Source organism: Candidatus Pelagibacter bacterium nBUS_36 (assembly GCF_051201215.1).
Classification (GTDB): Bacteria; Pseudomonadota; Alphaproteobacteria; order Pelagibacterales; family Pelagibacteraceae; genus Pelagibacter.
Genome location: NZ_CP172839.1, coordinates 172351 through 185958, shown reverse-complemented (window position 1 = coordinate 185958; position 13608 = coordinate 172351). Strand labels below are relative to the sequence as shown.

Below are 13608 nucleotides of genomic sequence, written 5' to 3'. Positions count from 1 at the left end.
GTATAAGATAAGAATTATTATAAATTTAACAAGTGACAAAATATCATTAAAAAAGATAATTTTGTTACTCTTTTGACACTATTACAGTTTGATTAACTTTTTTAATTACACATCCACCCAAAGTAACCTTGAAATAAGATTTATTGTTTATTAATTGGATTATGGAGTCTATTTTTTTACCTCTAACAGGATAATATTTTTTTCCAACAATTTTAATTACATCTGTAAACGATCTAAAGATAACTTCTGCAGAATGATGAAAAAAACTTTCTTTTAAAATTATTAATTTTTTCTTTTCTGAAAAATATGTATTTTCTAACAAGTTTTTTTTGGTATAAAATTTTATAGTTTCGTTAGAAAATTTAAGATTATTGATTGTTAAAAGGAATTTTTTTTTATCTAAACCTTCTGTCTCTAATTTTTTTAAGAAACTTCTTATTTTAACTCTTTTAAATTTATCATCTTCATTTGATGGATCTTCAACAAAAAAACCAAAAATAAATTTACTTATATAAGTTAGATCTTTTTTTTCGAAATTTAATAGAGGTCTAATTATATTGATATTGTTATTTTGCGTTTTCTTATCTAGTGAAATTAATCCATTTAAGCCACTTCCTCTTAAAATTCTTATAAAAAAATTTTCAAATAAATCATCTAAATGATGACCTAATAGAATATTTTTTATCTTAAATTTTTTTGTTTCATTTAATAACAGCTCATATCTTTTGTCTCTTGCAATAGATTGAATATTTTTCTTAGGTTTAATTCCATTCCATTTTAAAATATTTAAATTTATTGAAAATTTTTTTAATTGTTTTTGGACATTTTTTGCTTCCAAAGTAGAATTATTTCTCAGCTTATGATCAATTATAAAGTATTTTACATTTAATAAATTTTTAATTGAATAAATTTTTGCTAAAAAAGATAAAGCAAGACTATCCGGTCCACCAGAAACAGCTACTGCAAAATTTTCATTAATATTTAGATATTTTTCAAATTTATTATAAATTTGACGAGTTCGCTTATCTTTTAGTTTATTTAATAAAAGCTTATGAGTCTTGTTTAATGCACTCAAATTTTTTGGACTCATATTTAGCTTTTTGAATTACAGATTGATTAGCATTTGGATATTGCATTTCAACACCATTAATCATTTTACAACCTTGATCTTTCTCTCCAATTTGAACCATTGATACCCCAAGTTTTAGCAAATTTATTGGAGCTTTCTTTCCCTTAGGATATTTTTGATACCCTTCTAAATATGCTGTTGCTGCATCCGTATAAAGTTGTCTTATTCTAAAAGTCTCCGCATACCAATACTGAGCACTACCAGCTAATTCATGATCTGAATTTGATAACACAAACTCTCTAAAGGCTCTTTCAGCAGTACTGTAGTCCCCAACTTTTAAAAAACTTGTGGCAAACTCATATTGTTTTTTAGGTGAAAGATCTTGTGGTAATATTTTTTCTTCTGCCTGAAAAGTTTCTGTTAAAACTGATGCAGTTGTATCCACAGATTGAATTTGTTGGGAAGTTTCAGAAGTTTCTGTGTCTTTATATGAAATTGAGCCTAGATCTTGAGGTTGTGAGCTACCAGGTAAAACTTTATCAGTATCTGTTTTTGGTTTTGCAGCTAATTGGGCTCCACTCTCTCCAGAGCTTACTGCTGTCTCTATATCTTGAAACCTTATCTGATTATCAGCTTGAATTTTAGTTAATCTGTTAGATAGTTTGTCTAACTTAAAATTTATTTCCTCAAACTTATTAGTTAATTGTCTGAACTGATCTTCAACTTCAGATAATTTTAACAAATGTCTTGTAAGCACATCCTCAGAATTAGCGTCCAACTCAGTAATTGATTTTTTTACAACTGTTGTGTCAACTTCTATAGAGCCAGAATAGACAGCTCTTTCAAGTGTCTTAAGGTCCTCTTTTATAATTTTTAATGTTTCATAAATGTTATGATTGTCTGCGTAAGAAATATTAAAAAAAACCAAATTAAATATTAATAATAATTTTAGAATTTTTAATTTATATAAGAATTTCATCAATTAAATGATTTATGATTATAAAAATGGCAAAAAAAAGACCCTAAAACTTTTTGCTTTAGGGTCTTTAAATTTAAATTATTAATTTGCTTTGACAGTAACAGATCTTCTGTTTTTTGACCAAGCTAATGGACTAGAACCAGCATCGACAGGTCTTTCCTTACCATAACTTAATACTGATATTCTGTTTGAAGAAATTCCGTAAGTCATCAAGTAATCTTTTGCGGAGTTAGCTCTTCTTTCACCAAGCGCTAAGTTGTATTCTCTTGTTCCTCTTTCATCCGCGTGTCCTTCAAGAACTACATTAATACTTGAATTCTTTCTTAACCATGCAGCTTGAGATCTTAGAGTTTCTCTTGAAGCTGTAGTTAAAACTGATTCATTTGTTGCAAAGAAAACTCTATCTGGAACACCATCAGCCAAATACTTAACTGAGTCAGTTCCGGTGTAAACATCACCTTGCATTTGACCACTGATTGCTGTTGTTGCTTCTTTTTTTGTTGCACAAGCTGTTAACACCAGACATGCCACCAATATAAGAAGTGAATTTTTAAAAATTTTGTTTAGTATCATTAAATTGCTCCTTGCTGCTAATTTCAATTAGTTACTTTTTCACAACTAGTTAGATCTTTCAAGTCAAAAAATCAAGTAATTTTATCTAATTACTCAATATAGACGACCAAGATGGGTCAGAAGCATCCGTTGGTGTTTTCACTAACCGCTCATTATAACCAGTAAGATCTATAGACCATAACTTCGCTGAAAAACCTTCTCCTTTAGAGTTGGTTTTTGTTTCTCTATAAAAAATTAAAACTCGTCCATTTGGAGACCAAGATGGTGCCTCTTGGTAATAATTTTCAGTTAATAATCTTTCTCCACTACCATCAGTTCTCATAACTCCAATATAAAACTTTCCTTTATGCAATTTTGTAAATGCAATTAAATCACCTCTTGGTGACCACACTGGTGTTCCATATATCCCATTACCAAATGAAATTCTCTTTACATTGCTTCCATCACTTTTCATTATATAAATTTGTTGGTAACCACTTCTATCAGAATTGAATGCTATAAATTTCCCATTTGGAGAGTAAGATGGAGATGTATCAATTGAAGGATGGTTTGTTATTCTTTCAACTATTCTATTTTCTAAATCCATAGTATAAATATCAGATTTACCATCTTTAGCAAAACTCATTATTATTTTTTTACCATTTGGAGAAAACCTTGGGGCAAAGGTCATGCCAGGAAAATCACCTACCACTTCTTGAGTTCCAGTTTCGATATCTAAAAGATATACTCTTGGTAAATTTTTAAAGTAAGATAAATATGTGACCATCTGACTAGTAGGGTTAAATCTGGGAGTCAAAACAAGTTCATTACCAAGTGTCAAAAATTTATTATTTGCTCCATCCTGATCCATGATTGCTAATTTTTTAATTCTTTGTGTTTTAGGACCTTCCTCAGATACGTAAATTATTCTAGTATCAAAATATCCTTTTTCACCTGTTAATCTTTCGTAAACTTTATCTGATATGATATGACCTACTCTTCGCCAATTATCAGGCACTGTGGTAAATGCAAGTGCCATCATTTCTTTGCCTGCAAGAATATCCCACAATCTAAATTCAACTCTTAATTTTTCATCTACATAAGTAACTTTACCAGTGATAAGTGCCTGGGCCTTAATTAAATTCCAATCTTCAAATCTTGGTTTTAAATTTGCAATATCTGGTGCTTGTAAAAATGCGTCTTTATTTAGTGGATTAAAAAGACCTGAGGTTTTTAAATTGTTTTCAACAATATTTGATATTTCAGATCCAATATTTTCTTTTTTAAGGATTTGTTCAAAACTTTTTTTAGATTTATTATCAATTGACAATGGAGAAACTGCTAATGGAAGCGGACTTAGATTTCCTCTAGTTATATCAACCTCAATTAAGGCCATTACTTTGAATGGTATAATTAACGATACGAATAAAATTATAAAATTTTTTTTCATTTACCTATCTTAACCTTCTAACATCTCTCTTGCATCAAAATTTAATTGTAATTCTTTCCATCTTTCATATCCAGTGGAAGGAACTCTTAAAGGCTGACACAGTTTCACTGCTCTTAAAGCACTTTCTGCTAATACTTTATAAAAACCTTGTCCCGGTTTGTTCATTCTCGCATGATCTAAAATCTCTGTTTTTGTGACTGATCCATCTGGTTCTAGCATTAATTTAATTCTTACTAGCAAATCTTCATTGTATGGCAGACCTAATGGGATACTCCAACAACCAAAAATCTGAGCTTTTAAAGCATCTTCTTCACTTAAAGTAAGTCCGGTATTTTCAATATTTCTATCTTGATCTTGAGTAATATCGTCATTTTTTTTTACTACATCTGCACTATCGACTTTTGATTTATCAATTAAAGCTGCAATATTATTTGGATCAAATAAATCTTTTTTTTCAAATTCTGAAACCTGTTTCACTTCTTCATCTAATTTATCAGGATTTTGTTTTTTTTCCTCTTTAGTTTTGATTTTTTTCACTGTTTTTTCTGGTAATGGAATTGCTTCAGGAGCTTGGTTTTCAATTTTTTCATTGTTTTGATCAAGAGAGACAACTGTTTTGCTTTTATTTTTTTTGACTTTCTTGGGAGGAGCCTGTTCTGACACCAATTTTTTTTCTTTTTCTTTTACTTTTTCGATTATCTTTTTTGCCTTTGGCGCAAAGGGTATATTTGTTTGTTCAGCAATTTGTATTAATTCCACTGAAACAATTGGTGGTATATCTAGAGGTTTTTTTGTTAAAAATGGTAAACTCATCGCTGTAATAACAATTAGAGTGGCGTGTAAAACAGAAGAGATAATTATACTTCTATTCAATTAAATTACCTTTGTTTATATGGTTCAGATATTAGTGCTACTTTTGTAAAACCAGATCCAGATAATAATCCCATTATCTCCAGCACTCTTCCATAATTAATAGTTTTATCACCTCTTACGTAAATTCTTGTGTCAGTTCTATTTTTTGAAACCGCCAACACTTTTGCAATAATATTGTCATACTCTACTTTTGCTTCTTGAATAAAAATTTCACCTTTTGCATTAATAGATAATGTTAATGGCTCCAGCTCTTCTGGAAGAGAGTCTGCAGAGCTTTCTGGTAAATCAACTTGCACTCCTACTGTAAGCAACGGTGCTGTCACCATGAAAATAATCAACAACACCAGCATTACATCTACAAATGGAGTCACATTAATTTCGCTCATAGGTTCTTTAGATGAACGATTTAATTTAAAAGCCATTTTAAATTATTGTTAAAAATCTTTTTGAAAAATTTTCTAGTTTTTGAGTATATTTTTTTGAGTCAGTATTAAATTTATTATAAGCAACAACTGAAGGAATTGCTGCCAACAAACCAAGGGCTGTAGCAAAAAGGGCTTCTGCTATGCCAGGTGCTACTATAGCTAAGCTGGTATTTCTTGATATAGCTATTGATTGGAATGAGTTCATTATTCCCCAAACAGTTCCAAATAAACCAATAAAAGGAGCAGTAGATCCTACAGTCGCTAAAAATGTAAAACCTTTATCAATTTTAGACATTTGTTTTTCAATACCAACTTCTAAAAACGTACTCATTCTTTCACTTAAATTGTTTTTGGATTTCTTTTTTAATAAACTTTCCATAGCATCCTGAAAAACTACTGCCATAGGATCATCAACTTTTGCAGGTAAGCTATTATAAAAAGTTTCTGCAGATTTAGAGTTCCAAAATTTTTCCTCGAAATCTTCTGATGATTTATTTATTTTTTTAAATAATTTAAACTTTTCAATAATTACCGCCCAGGAATAAATTGAACAAACTATAAGAATTATAATTACTGATTTAACAACTATATCAGCCCTTAAGAATAGGCTCAGTAAAGAAAAATCAGTATTAGTTCCTAATCCAACAGCTTGTGACGCGATATCAGCTTCCATAATTACTCTTCACACTTAAATGTGTCATGATTTTGTCTTATATCTTTGGCTATTCTTCTATTTTATAAGTTTCATAGTAAAAGCTAGCTATTAAAATTGCGTCCGCTTTATTAGAGTCTTTTTTTCTTGATAATTGACCTGAAAAATAAGGAAAAATCTCGATTGCTCTTGTTCTGCTTGCATCTTTCTCTGAATTTATGAGATTAAAATATTTTTTCCATTTTGCTGGTCTTACAAAATACATTGGTAATTGCATTGCTGAACATATGCCTTTTAAAATACCAAATGATTGACCAAAATTAAACATACTGGTCACTCCTTGACCTGGCATAGCTGATACTTGCTCTATAACTACTTTAATATCTTTTTTATCAAGCTTTTTAATTCTTTCTGAAATTTCATTAAAAATTTGAGAACCGTTGACTTGTTTTTTATTTTTTTTCCCCTCTGTCATCGTTGGCATTTCTACCACATCAATTATTTTTCCATCATCAAAAAAGCAAATTGATCCTGATATACCTGGGTCAATTCCAATTACTAGCATTAGTTTTTTCCAAAATTAACATTTGAAAAAACACTTTGCACATCATCATCGTCTTCTAGATTTTCTAAAAAGTCGATAATAGATTCTTCTCTGTCCTTTTTAACATTAACGCTATTTAGAGGAACCCATTCAATATCAGTTGAAATAAAATTTGAAATTATTTTCTCTAATTTTTTTTTCACATTATAAATTTCACTCATAGGACATTGAATTTCATGAAATTCATCATGAGAAATACATTCATCTGCTCCAGAATCAATTGCAAGTTCAAATATATTTTCCTCAGAAATTTCTTTTTTATCAATCTTTATAATACCTAATTGATTAAAATTATGTGATGCAGACCCTTGCGTACCTAAGCTTCCGCCATTTTTCTGAAATATAGTCCTTACATTTGAGGCAGTTCTATTTTTATTATCAGTTAAAGTTTCAACAATTACAGCAATCTTGTCTGGCCCGAACCCCTCGTATCTTAAATTTTCAAAATTAGATTCTGCATTAGCTGAAGATTTATCAATTGCTCTTTCAATATTGTCTTTAGGCATATTGGCAGATCTTGCGGCCTGAATTGCAGATCTTAATCTCGGATTCATTGCTGGATCTTTATCGCCAAGTTTTGCTGCAACACTTATTTCCTTTGATAATTTAGAGAATATTTTAGATCTCTGCTTATCAGCTTTACCTTTTGAATGCTTTATACTTGCCCATTTTGAGTGACCTGACATAATTTTCTAAGTATTTTTTAATTGGCCTCCACAAATATAACTTTCAATATTATTTGCTAATCCAGTTTCTATATTACAATCAACAATAACACCACACAAAGAAGCATCACCTATTGCTGGAAAATGTTTTGTTGAATTTTTCTTTAAAAATCTATTCAATGAGTTGTCCTTGTTCATGCCTATAACAGAGTTATAATCTCCACACATCCCAGCATCTGTTTGATAACCTGTGCCACCATTTAATATTCTTGCATCATTAGTTGGAATATGGGTGTGAGTTCCAACAACTAAAGAGGCTTTACCATCAAAAAAATGACCAATTGCATTCTTTTCACTCGTTATTTCGCCGTGAAAATCAACTACTAATAAATCAAAATCTTTTTTTAATTTATATTTTTTCATAAATTTTTCAGAAATCTCAAAAACATCCTCACATTTTTTCATAAAAACATTTCCCATTAAATTAAGTACTCCAATTTTTATATTCGTTTTTGTAGTATAAATATTAAAACCTTTTCCTGGAGCTGGTTCAAAAAGGTTTTTTGGACGTAACAACCTTTCTTCTTGTTCTATGAATTCCATTATTTCTTTTTGATCCCAAACATGATTGCCTGTAGTAATCACATCTACACCACAATTAAAAAAATCTTGGCATATTTCTTTCGTTAAGCCCACACCTTGTGCCGCAGCATTTTCACCATTAACAATTACAAAATCTATTTTTCTTAATTTTATTTCACTTAAAAGACTATTCATCAATTTTGAACATCCTGAGATTCCCACAACATCCCCTAGAAACAATATTCTCATTTTAAAATTTCCTTTTCAGTAATTATGTAGTCTAATTTTTTATCATGGTAATTTATTGGAACACTTTTTAATTGTTGGTAAGAAAAAGCTAATCCAATTTTAATAACTTTTTTTGTTTTTTCAATTTTTTCAATATATCGATCATAAAATCCACCACCATAACCCAATCTATTTAAACGATTATCATAACCAACCAGTGGAACTAATAAAATATCTGGATAGAATATTTTTGATGAAATTGGTTCGGGTATGCCATATTTATTGATCTTTAATGGATCATTATTCGACCACTTAAAAAAATCCATTTGGTTATTTCTTTTTATAATTGGCAATGATATTTCATAATCTTTCTTTTCTAATAAATCTAAAATTTCCAAATCATCAATTTCAAAATTAGAGGGATAATAGCCACCAAGACTCTTAGAATTTAATTTACTTGTTTTTAGAAAAGAAAAAAATTTGTCTAAACTAATTTTAAAATTTTTATTAGTATTATTTTTTCTTAATTCTATAATTTTATTTCTTATCTTGGATTTATTCACAAAAAATTTATTGAGATATATTTTCTAACTTCGCCTTTTCAACAAAATTAGATATTTCATCTGCAGCCTCATCAATTAACTGTTCATATTTTTTATGATTAGCTTCAATTTCATTTTTGAAATTTAGATGATTTGTGTTTAATTCTTTGATTTCTTCTTCTTTTTTATCTCTATAATCATAAATAAGAGACTTCAATTCTTTAAATTTATTTGAAAGGTCTTTTAATTCATTTCTTTTTAAATCAACTTTTTTTTTAGTTTCATAGTATTCATCCATAATTTTAACAGCTGTAATTAAAAGTAATTTATTTTCCCCTAAATTTCCTAAGTTATTTTTTAAATCATTAAATTTTTGATTAATGTGAATTAAAAGTTCCTCAAGATGATCTTCCTGTCCATCTTCACATGACAATAAAAACTCTTTATTATTAAATTTAATACTTACATTTGCCATTTGTCTATCTCTTCTAACAAGGTATCTGTTTCTTGATTTAATTCATCAATTTTTTCAGAGAATTCTGTCTGTTTTTTTTGTTCTAATTTTTCCTTATTTTGAATTTCTTCAAGTTTTTTGCTTAAACTTGCATGATCATTTAGTAATGATTTATATTTATCTTCTAGTTGAGATTTTTCAATTTCTAATTGAGTTTTTTGGGAACTCAAATTTTCAATATTATTTTGCATATTAGAATTGCCTAGATCTAAATTTTTTAATTCATCTAAAGCGTTGTTTAATTTTTTTTCTTTTTCGTTTATAGAATTCATATATATATGTTTATATTATTAAATAGATTCTTCTTAGTCTAGTCAGGATAATTTTTGAACAAACTACACAATGATTTAGCAAATTGCATCAGATTTTTATCAATTGATGCTGTACAGAAGGCAAATTCTGGTCATCCAGGTATGCCAATGGGCATGGCTGATGTTGCAACAGTGTTGTTTAAAGATTTTTTAAGATTTAATCCTAAAAATCCAGATTGGTTAAATAGAGACAGGTTTGTTTTATCAGCAGGTCATGGCTCTATGCTTCTTTATTCTTTATTACACTTAACTGGATACAAAAGTATTTCACTTAATAGTATTAAAAGATTTAGACAACTTAACTCAATATGTGCAGGACATCCAGAGTACCATCCTAAAACTGGTATTGAAACAACAACTGGACCGCTAGGTCAAGGAATTGCAAATGCAGTTGGCTTTGCGATAGCTGAAGAAATTTTAAAAAAGAAATTGGGTAAAGAAATTATTGATCACAAAACTTATGTATTGGCTGGGGATGGTTGTTTAATGGAAGGAATAAGTCATGAAGCAATGAGTTTAGCTGGCCATTTAAAACTTAAAAATTTAGTTATGCTTTTTGATAACAACTCAATATCAATCGACGGACCAACTAGTCTAGCAGTATCAGATAACTTTAAAAAAAGATTTGAAAGTTATGGTTGGGACTACATTCTTGTTAATGGTCACGATGAAAAAGAAGTTTTTAAAGCTTTGAAAAAAACTCAAAATGCAAAAAAACCAACTATTATTTCTTGTAAAACTAAAATTGGTTATGGCTCACCAAACAAATCAGGTAAATCTTCATCTCATGGAAGTCCTATTGGACTAGATGAAATTAAGCTTGTAAGAAATGCTCTAAGTTGGAATTATAAGCCCTTTCAAATTCCAAATAAAATTTTAAACGAATGGAGAAAAATTGGTAAAAGAGGCCAGCTACTTGAAAATAAATGGAATAAAAATTATAAAAAGAAAAAGAAAAAAATAGACAAGGTACTTAAAAATAATTTTACAAAAGTTTTAAAATCTGAAAAAAAGAATGCTCTTAAACAGCTAAAAAGTTTGGCTACTAGAAAATCTTCAGAATTAACTCTCAATGCACTAACTAAAGAAAATAATACTTTAATTGGTGGTTCTGCTGATTTAGCAGGATCAAACAATACTAAAACAAAACACCATAGAATAACTAAACCAGGTGACTTCAACAGTGATTATATTCACTACGGGGTAAGAGAACATGCAATGAGTGGAATAATGAATGGTCTTGCTCTACATAGCAATTTTATTCCATATGGTGGAACATTTTTAATATTTTCAGATTACTGCAAACCATCAATACGATTGTCAGCATTAATGGAACAAAGAGTAATTTATATTATGACTCATGATTCCATCGGTCTTGGAGAAGATGGTCCAACCCACCAACCAATAGAACAATTATCAGGTTTACGATCTATTCCAAATCTAAATGTTTTTAGACCAGCAGACAGAATAGAAACTATTGAATGTTGGGAACACGCGCTAAAAAGTTCAAAAACACCAAGTGTTTTATCTTTAACCAGACAAAATCTTGACCCAATAAGAAAAAAATATTCTAACGTCAATAAATGTTCTTTGGGAGCTTATGAGGTTTTTCGAACAAATAAAAAAATTCATTTAACCATAATTGCAAGTGGTTCCGAGGTTAATTTAGCAATTGAAACCAGCCACAAATTAGCCAAAGAAAAAGTTTACTCTAAAGTTATATCAATGCCGTGTCAGGATCTTTTTGACTCACAATCTACTGCTTACAAACAAAAAATTCTTGATGAAACTAAAATAAAAATTTCTATTGAAGCTGCATCAACAGATTGTTGGAAAAAATATGTGGGTGATGAGGGTTTAACTTTTGGTATTGATACTTTTGGTAAAAGTGCACCATATAAAGAAATTTATAAACATTTTGGTTTAACATCAACAAACATTGCAAATAAATCAAAAAAATTGATAAAAAGGTAAAAATGACAATAAAAGTTGGAATTAATGGAATGGGAAGAATTGGTAGAATGGTAATTAGAGCGATTATTGAAAGCCAAAATAAAAATATAAAAATAAAACACATTAATAACAGGTCTAACTCTGAAACAAGCTGTGCCTTAATTAAATACGATTCTATTCATGGAAAATTTAATGCAGAACTTGGTTATGATGAGAATCATTTGATTATAAATAAAAATAAAATCACTTTTTCTCAAGAATCTAAAATTGAAAATATTAATTGGAAAAAATTTGATGTTGATTATGTTTTTGAATGCACTGGAAAATTTAATTCAAAAGAAAAACTATTACCTCATATTAATAATGGCGCAAAAAGAGTTATTGTTTCAGCACCTTGTAAAAATGCAGACAAAACAATTGTGTTTGGTGTTAACGAAGATCAGCTTACTAATAATGATCAAATAATTTCTGCTGCTTCATGCACCACAAATTGTTTGGCGCCTGTTGCAAATACTCTTCATAAAAATTTTGAAATTGAAAAAGGTTTTATGACAACAATTCATGCATTTACTAGCGATCAAAGAATTTTGGATAATTCTCATAAGGATCCTAGAAGAGCAAGATCTGCGAGCCAATCTATAGTTCCAACATCCACAGGAGCTTCAAAGGCTATCGGAGAGATAATTCCCTCATTAAAAGGTAAATTAGAGGGTGTTGCTATGAGAGTTCCAACTCCAAATGTTTCTCTTATTGAATTAGTTTTTTGTACTAAAAAAGAAATAAATATAGAAAAAATTAATAATACTTTTAAAGAAGTATCAAAAAATCAATCTAAAAAAATTTTAGAAATAACATCTGAAAAACTAGTTTCTATTGATTTTAATCATAATTCAGCATCAGCAATTGTGGACTTATCTCTTACTAGTGTGGTAGATAAAAATATGGGAAAAATTTCAGTCTGGTATGATAACGAATGGGGATTTTCAAACAGAATGTGTGATATAGCAGAATACGTTCACAAAATCTCTTAATGAAAAGTATCAAACAAGAGAAAAATCTTAATGGTAAGAAAATATTATTAAGATTAGATTTAAACGTACCTTTAGATAACGGTGAAATTACTGACACTACAAGAATTGACAAAATTATTCCTACTTTAAAATTTCTAATTTCTCAAAATACAAAAATTATAATTCTTTCCCATGTGGGAAGACCAAAAGGCAAAGTTGTAAATGAACTTTCGCTAAAACCAATATGTGAAAATTTGGAAAATAAATTAAATCAAAATATAAGTTTAATTTCAAAAAATATTAAAGAAATGAACAACAAAGACTTATTTACCAATTCTAATGAAAAAATTATTATGTTAGAAAATATTAGGTTTTATTCTGAGGAAGAAAAAAATGATCAACAATTCGCAGAACATCTTGCAAGCTTAGCAGATATTTACGTAAATGATGCTTTTTCATGTTCTCATAGAGCGCACTCATCAATTCATGAAATAAGAAATTTTTTACCTTCATATTCTGGATTACAACTTGATATTGAGGTCAATGCTCTAAAGAAGATCACTTCAAATATAATAAAACCTATTACCTGTATAATTGGAGGCTCTAAAGTCTCAACTAAGATCAATATAATTAAAAATTTAATACCTAAGTTTGATAACATTATTATCGTGGGTGGAATGGCTAATAATATTATTAAATATATGGGTAATAATATAGGAAAATCACTACATGAGAACAACACAGACTCAATTATTGAGGAAATCTTTTCACTTTCAAAAAAAGAAAATTGTAAAATAATATACCCAAAAGATGTTGTTGTTGCAAAAAATTTTGATGGGTCTCCTAAAAATAAAAAGGTTAATGAAGTAACATCAGAAGAGATGATTTTAGATATTGGTCCAAAAACAATCGAATTGATCAATGATACTATTAATAACAGTAAAACAATTTTGTGGAATGGTCCTGCTGGATATTTTGAAAATCCAAACTTTGCTAATGGAAGCAATAAAATTGCAAAAAAAATAATTGAAAGGAATAAAGCTAAAGAAATTTATTCTGTTGCTGGAGGTGGAGACACAGTTGCATTATTAAATAGTTTACATTTAATAAATAGTTTTGATTTTGTTTCAACTGCAGGTGGAGCTTTCTTGGAATATCTTGAAGGAAAAGAACTTCCTGGTATAAAAGTTTTAAATTAA

The 13608-nt window shown here is 28.9% G+C and carries 16 protein-coding genes; 3 read left to right on the top strand and 13 right to left on the bottom strand.

The features are described from left to right. Positions 1–64 precede the first annotated feature (64 nt). The 13 genes from tilS to ACIJYI_RS00920 all read right to left on the bottom strand — a co-directional run bounded on the left by tilS (position 65) and on the right by ACIJYI_RS00920 (position 9407). Positions 65–1090, bottom strand: coding sequence for a tRNA lysidine(34) synthetase TilS (gene tilS / locus ACIJYI_RS00980; protein WP_435114267.1), 1026 nt, complete (start codon positions 1088–1090; stop codon positions 65–67). Beyond that, complete coding sequence (gene ybgF / locus ACIJYI_RS00975; RefSeq protein WP_435114266.1) at positions 1050–2048, bottom strand: tol-pal system protein YbgF; 999 nt, start codon at positions 2046–2048, stop codon at positions 1050–1052. Before ybgF ends, tilS begins: the two co-directional genes overlap by 41 nt. Before the next feature lie 81 nt (positions 2049–2129). Then, the gene (gene pal, locus ACIJYI_RS00970) at positions 2130–2621 is read right to left on the bottom strand and encodes a peptidoglycan-associated lipoprotein Pal (protein ID WP_435114265.1); all 492 of its coding nucleotides are present in this window, start codon (positions 2619–2621) and stop codon (positions 2130–2132) included. An 85-nt stretch (positions 2622–2706) separates the two neighbouring features. Then, positions 2707–4050, bottom strand: coding sequence for a Tol-Pal system beta propeller repeat protein TolB (tolB, locus tag ACIJYI_RS00965; protein ID WP_435114264.1), 1344 nt, complete (start codon positions 4048–4050; stop codon positions 2707–2709). Positions 4051–4059: 9 nt separating this feature from the next. After that, positions 4060–4923, bottom strand: coding sequence for an energy transducer TonB (locus ACIJYI_RS00960; protein ID WP_435114263.1), 864 nt, complete (start codon positions 4921–4923; stop codon positions 4060–4062). A 5-nt stretch (positions 4924–4928) separates the two neighbouring features. Beyond that, positions 4929–5345, bottom strand: a complete 417-nt coding sequence (tolR, locus tag ACIJYI_RS00955) for a protein TolR (RefSeq protein WP_435114262.1) — start codon at positions 5343–5345, stop codon at positions 4929–4931. A gap of 1 nt (position 5346) precedes the next feature. Next, complete coding sequence (gene tolQ / locus ACIJYI_RS00950) at positions 5347–6021, bottom strand: protein TolQ (protein WP_435114261.1); 675 nt, start codon at positions 6019–6021, stop codon at positions 5347–5349. A 49-nt stretch (positions 6022–6070) separates the two neighbouring features. Next, positions 6071–6565, bottom strand: a complete 495-nt coding sequence (locus ACIJYI_RS00945; protein WP_435114260.1) for a crossover junction endodeoxyribonuclease — start codon at positions 6563–6565, stop codon at positions 6071–6073. Continuing rightward, a complete protein-coding gene (locus tag ACIJYI_RS00940; protein WP_435114259.1) occupies positions 6565–7290 on the bottom strand; it encodes a YebC/PmpR family DNA-binding transcriptional regulator in 726 nt (241 codons plus the stop codon). Before ACIJYI_RS00940 ends, ACIJYI_RS00945 begins: the two co-directional genes overlap by 1 nt. 6 nt (positions 7291–7296) lie before the next feature. Further along, positions 7297–8100, bottom strand: coding sequence for a TIGR00282 family metallophosphoesterase (locus ACIJYI_RS00935; RefSeq protein WP_435114258.1), 804 nt, complete (start codon positions 8098–8100; stop codon positions 7297–7299). Next, positions 8097–8642 carry a 5-formyltetrahydrofolate cyclo-ligase gene (locus tag ACIJYI_RS00930; protein ID WP_435114257.1) on the bottom strand — a complete coding sequence of 182 codons (546 nt, stop codon included), beginning with the start codon at positions 8640–8642 and terminating at the stop codon, positions 8097–8099. The genes ACIJYI_RS00935 and ACIJYI_RS00930 overlap by 4 nt, the downstream gene beginning before the upstream one ends. A gap of 7 nt (positions 8643–8649) precedes the next feature. Then, a complete protein-coding gene (locus ACIJYI_RS00925; RefSeq protein WP_435114256.1) occupies positions 8650–9096 on the bottom strand; it encodes a cell division protein ZapA in 447 nt (148 codons plus the stop codon). Further along, on the bottom strand, positions 9084–9407 hold the full coding sequence (locus ACIJYI_RS00920; protein WP_435114255.1) for a 5-formyltetrahydrofolate cyclo-ligase: 324 nt from the start codon (positions 9405–9407) through the stop codon (positions 9084–9086). The genes ACIJYI_RS00925 and ACIJYI_RS00920 overlap by 13 nt, the downstream gene beginning before the upstream one ends. A gap of 54 nt (positions 9408–9461) precedes the next feature. Here ACIJYI_RS00920 and tkt point away from each other — a divergent pair, with 54 nt between their 5' ends. The 3 genes from tkt to ACIJYI_RS00905 are packed head-to-tail and all read left to right on the top strand — an operon-like array spanning position 9462 to position 13608. After that, positions 9462–11420, top strand: coding sequence for a transketolase (gene tkt / locus ACIJYI_RS00915; RefSeq protein WP_435114254.1), 1959 nt, complete (start codon positions 9462–9464; stop codon positions 11418–11420). Between the two features lie 2 nt (positions 11421–11422). Beyond that, positions 11423–12430, top strand: a complete 1008-nt coding sequence (gap, locus tag ACIJYI_RS00910; RefSeq protein WP_435114253.1) for a type I glyceraldehyde-3-phosphate dehydrogenase — start codon at positions 11423–11425, stop codon at positions 12428–12430. After that, the gene (locus ACIJYI_RS00905) at positions 12430–13608 is read left to right on the top strand and encodes a phosphoglycerate kinase (protein WP_435114252.1); all 1179 of its coding nucleotides are present in this window, start codon (positions 12430–12432) and stop codon (positions 13606–13608) included. The genes gap and ACIJYI_RS00905 overlap by 1 nt, the downstream gene beginning before the upstream one ends.

Excerpts from the sequence above, each read along its gene's own strand:
- tilS (WP_435114267.1), bottom strand. The coding sequence starts at position 1,090 with ATGAGTCCAAAAAATTTGAGTGCATTAAACAAGACTCATAAGCTTTTA.
- ACIJYI_RS00940 (WP_435114259.1), bottom strand. The coding sequence starts at position 7,290 with ATGTCAGGTCACTCAAAATGGGCAAGTATAAAGCATTCAAAAGGTAAA.
- ACIJYI_RS00925 (WP_435114256.1), bottom strand. The coding sequence starts at position 9,096 with ATGGCAAATGTAAGTATTAAATTTAATAATAAAGAGTTTTTATTGTCA.
- ACIJYI_RS00920 (WP_435114255.1), bottom strand. The coding sequence starts at position 9,407 with ATGAATTCTATAAACGAAAAAGAAAAAAAATTAAACAACGCTTTAGAT.
- gap (WP_435114253.1), top strand. The coding sequence starts at position 11,423 with ATGACAATAAAAGTTGGAATTAATGGAATGGGAAGAATTGGTAGAATG.
- ACIJYI_RS00935 (WP_435114258.1), bottom strand. The coding sequence starts at position 8,100 with ATGAGAATATTGTTTCTAGGGGATGTTGTGGGAATCTCAGGATGTTCA.
- pal (WP_435114265.1), bottom strand. The coding sequence starts at position 2,621 with ATGATACTAAACAAAATTTTTAAAAATTCACTTCTTATATTGGTGGCA.
- tolB (WP_435114264.1), bottom strand. The coding sequence starts at position 4,050 with ATGAAAAAAAATTTTATAATTTTATTCGTATCGTTAATTATACCATTC.
- ACIJYI_RS00905 (WP_435114252.1), top strand. The coding sequence starts at position 12,430 with ATGAAAAGTATCAAACAAGAGAAAAATCTTAATGGTAAGAAAATATTA.
- ACIJYI_RS00945 (WP_435114260.1), bottom strand. The coding sequence starts at position 6,565 with ATGCTAGTAATTGGAATTGACCCAGGTATATCAGGATCAATTTGCTTT.
- tolR (WP_435114262.1), bottom strand. The coding sequence starts at position 5,345 with ATGGCTTTTAAATTAAATCGTTCATCTAAAGAACCTATGAGCGAAATT.
- ybgF (WP_435114266.1), bottom strand. The coding sequence starts at position 2,048 with ATGAAATTCTTATATAAATTAAAAATTCTAAAATTATTATTAATATTT.
- tolQ (WP_435114261.1), bottom strand. The coding sequence starts at position 6,021 with ATGGAAGCTGATATCGCGTCACAAGCTGTTGGATTAGGAACTAATACT.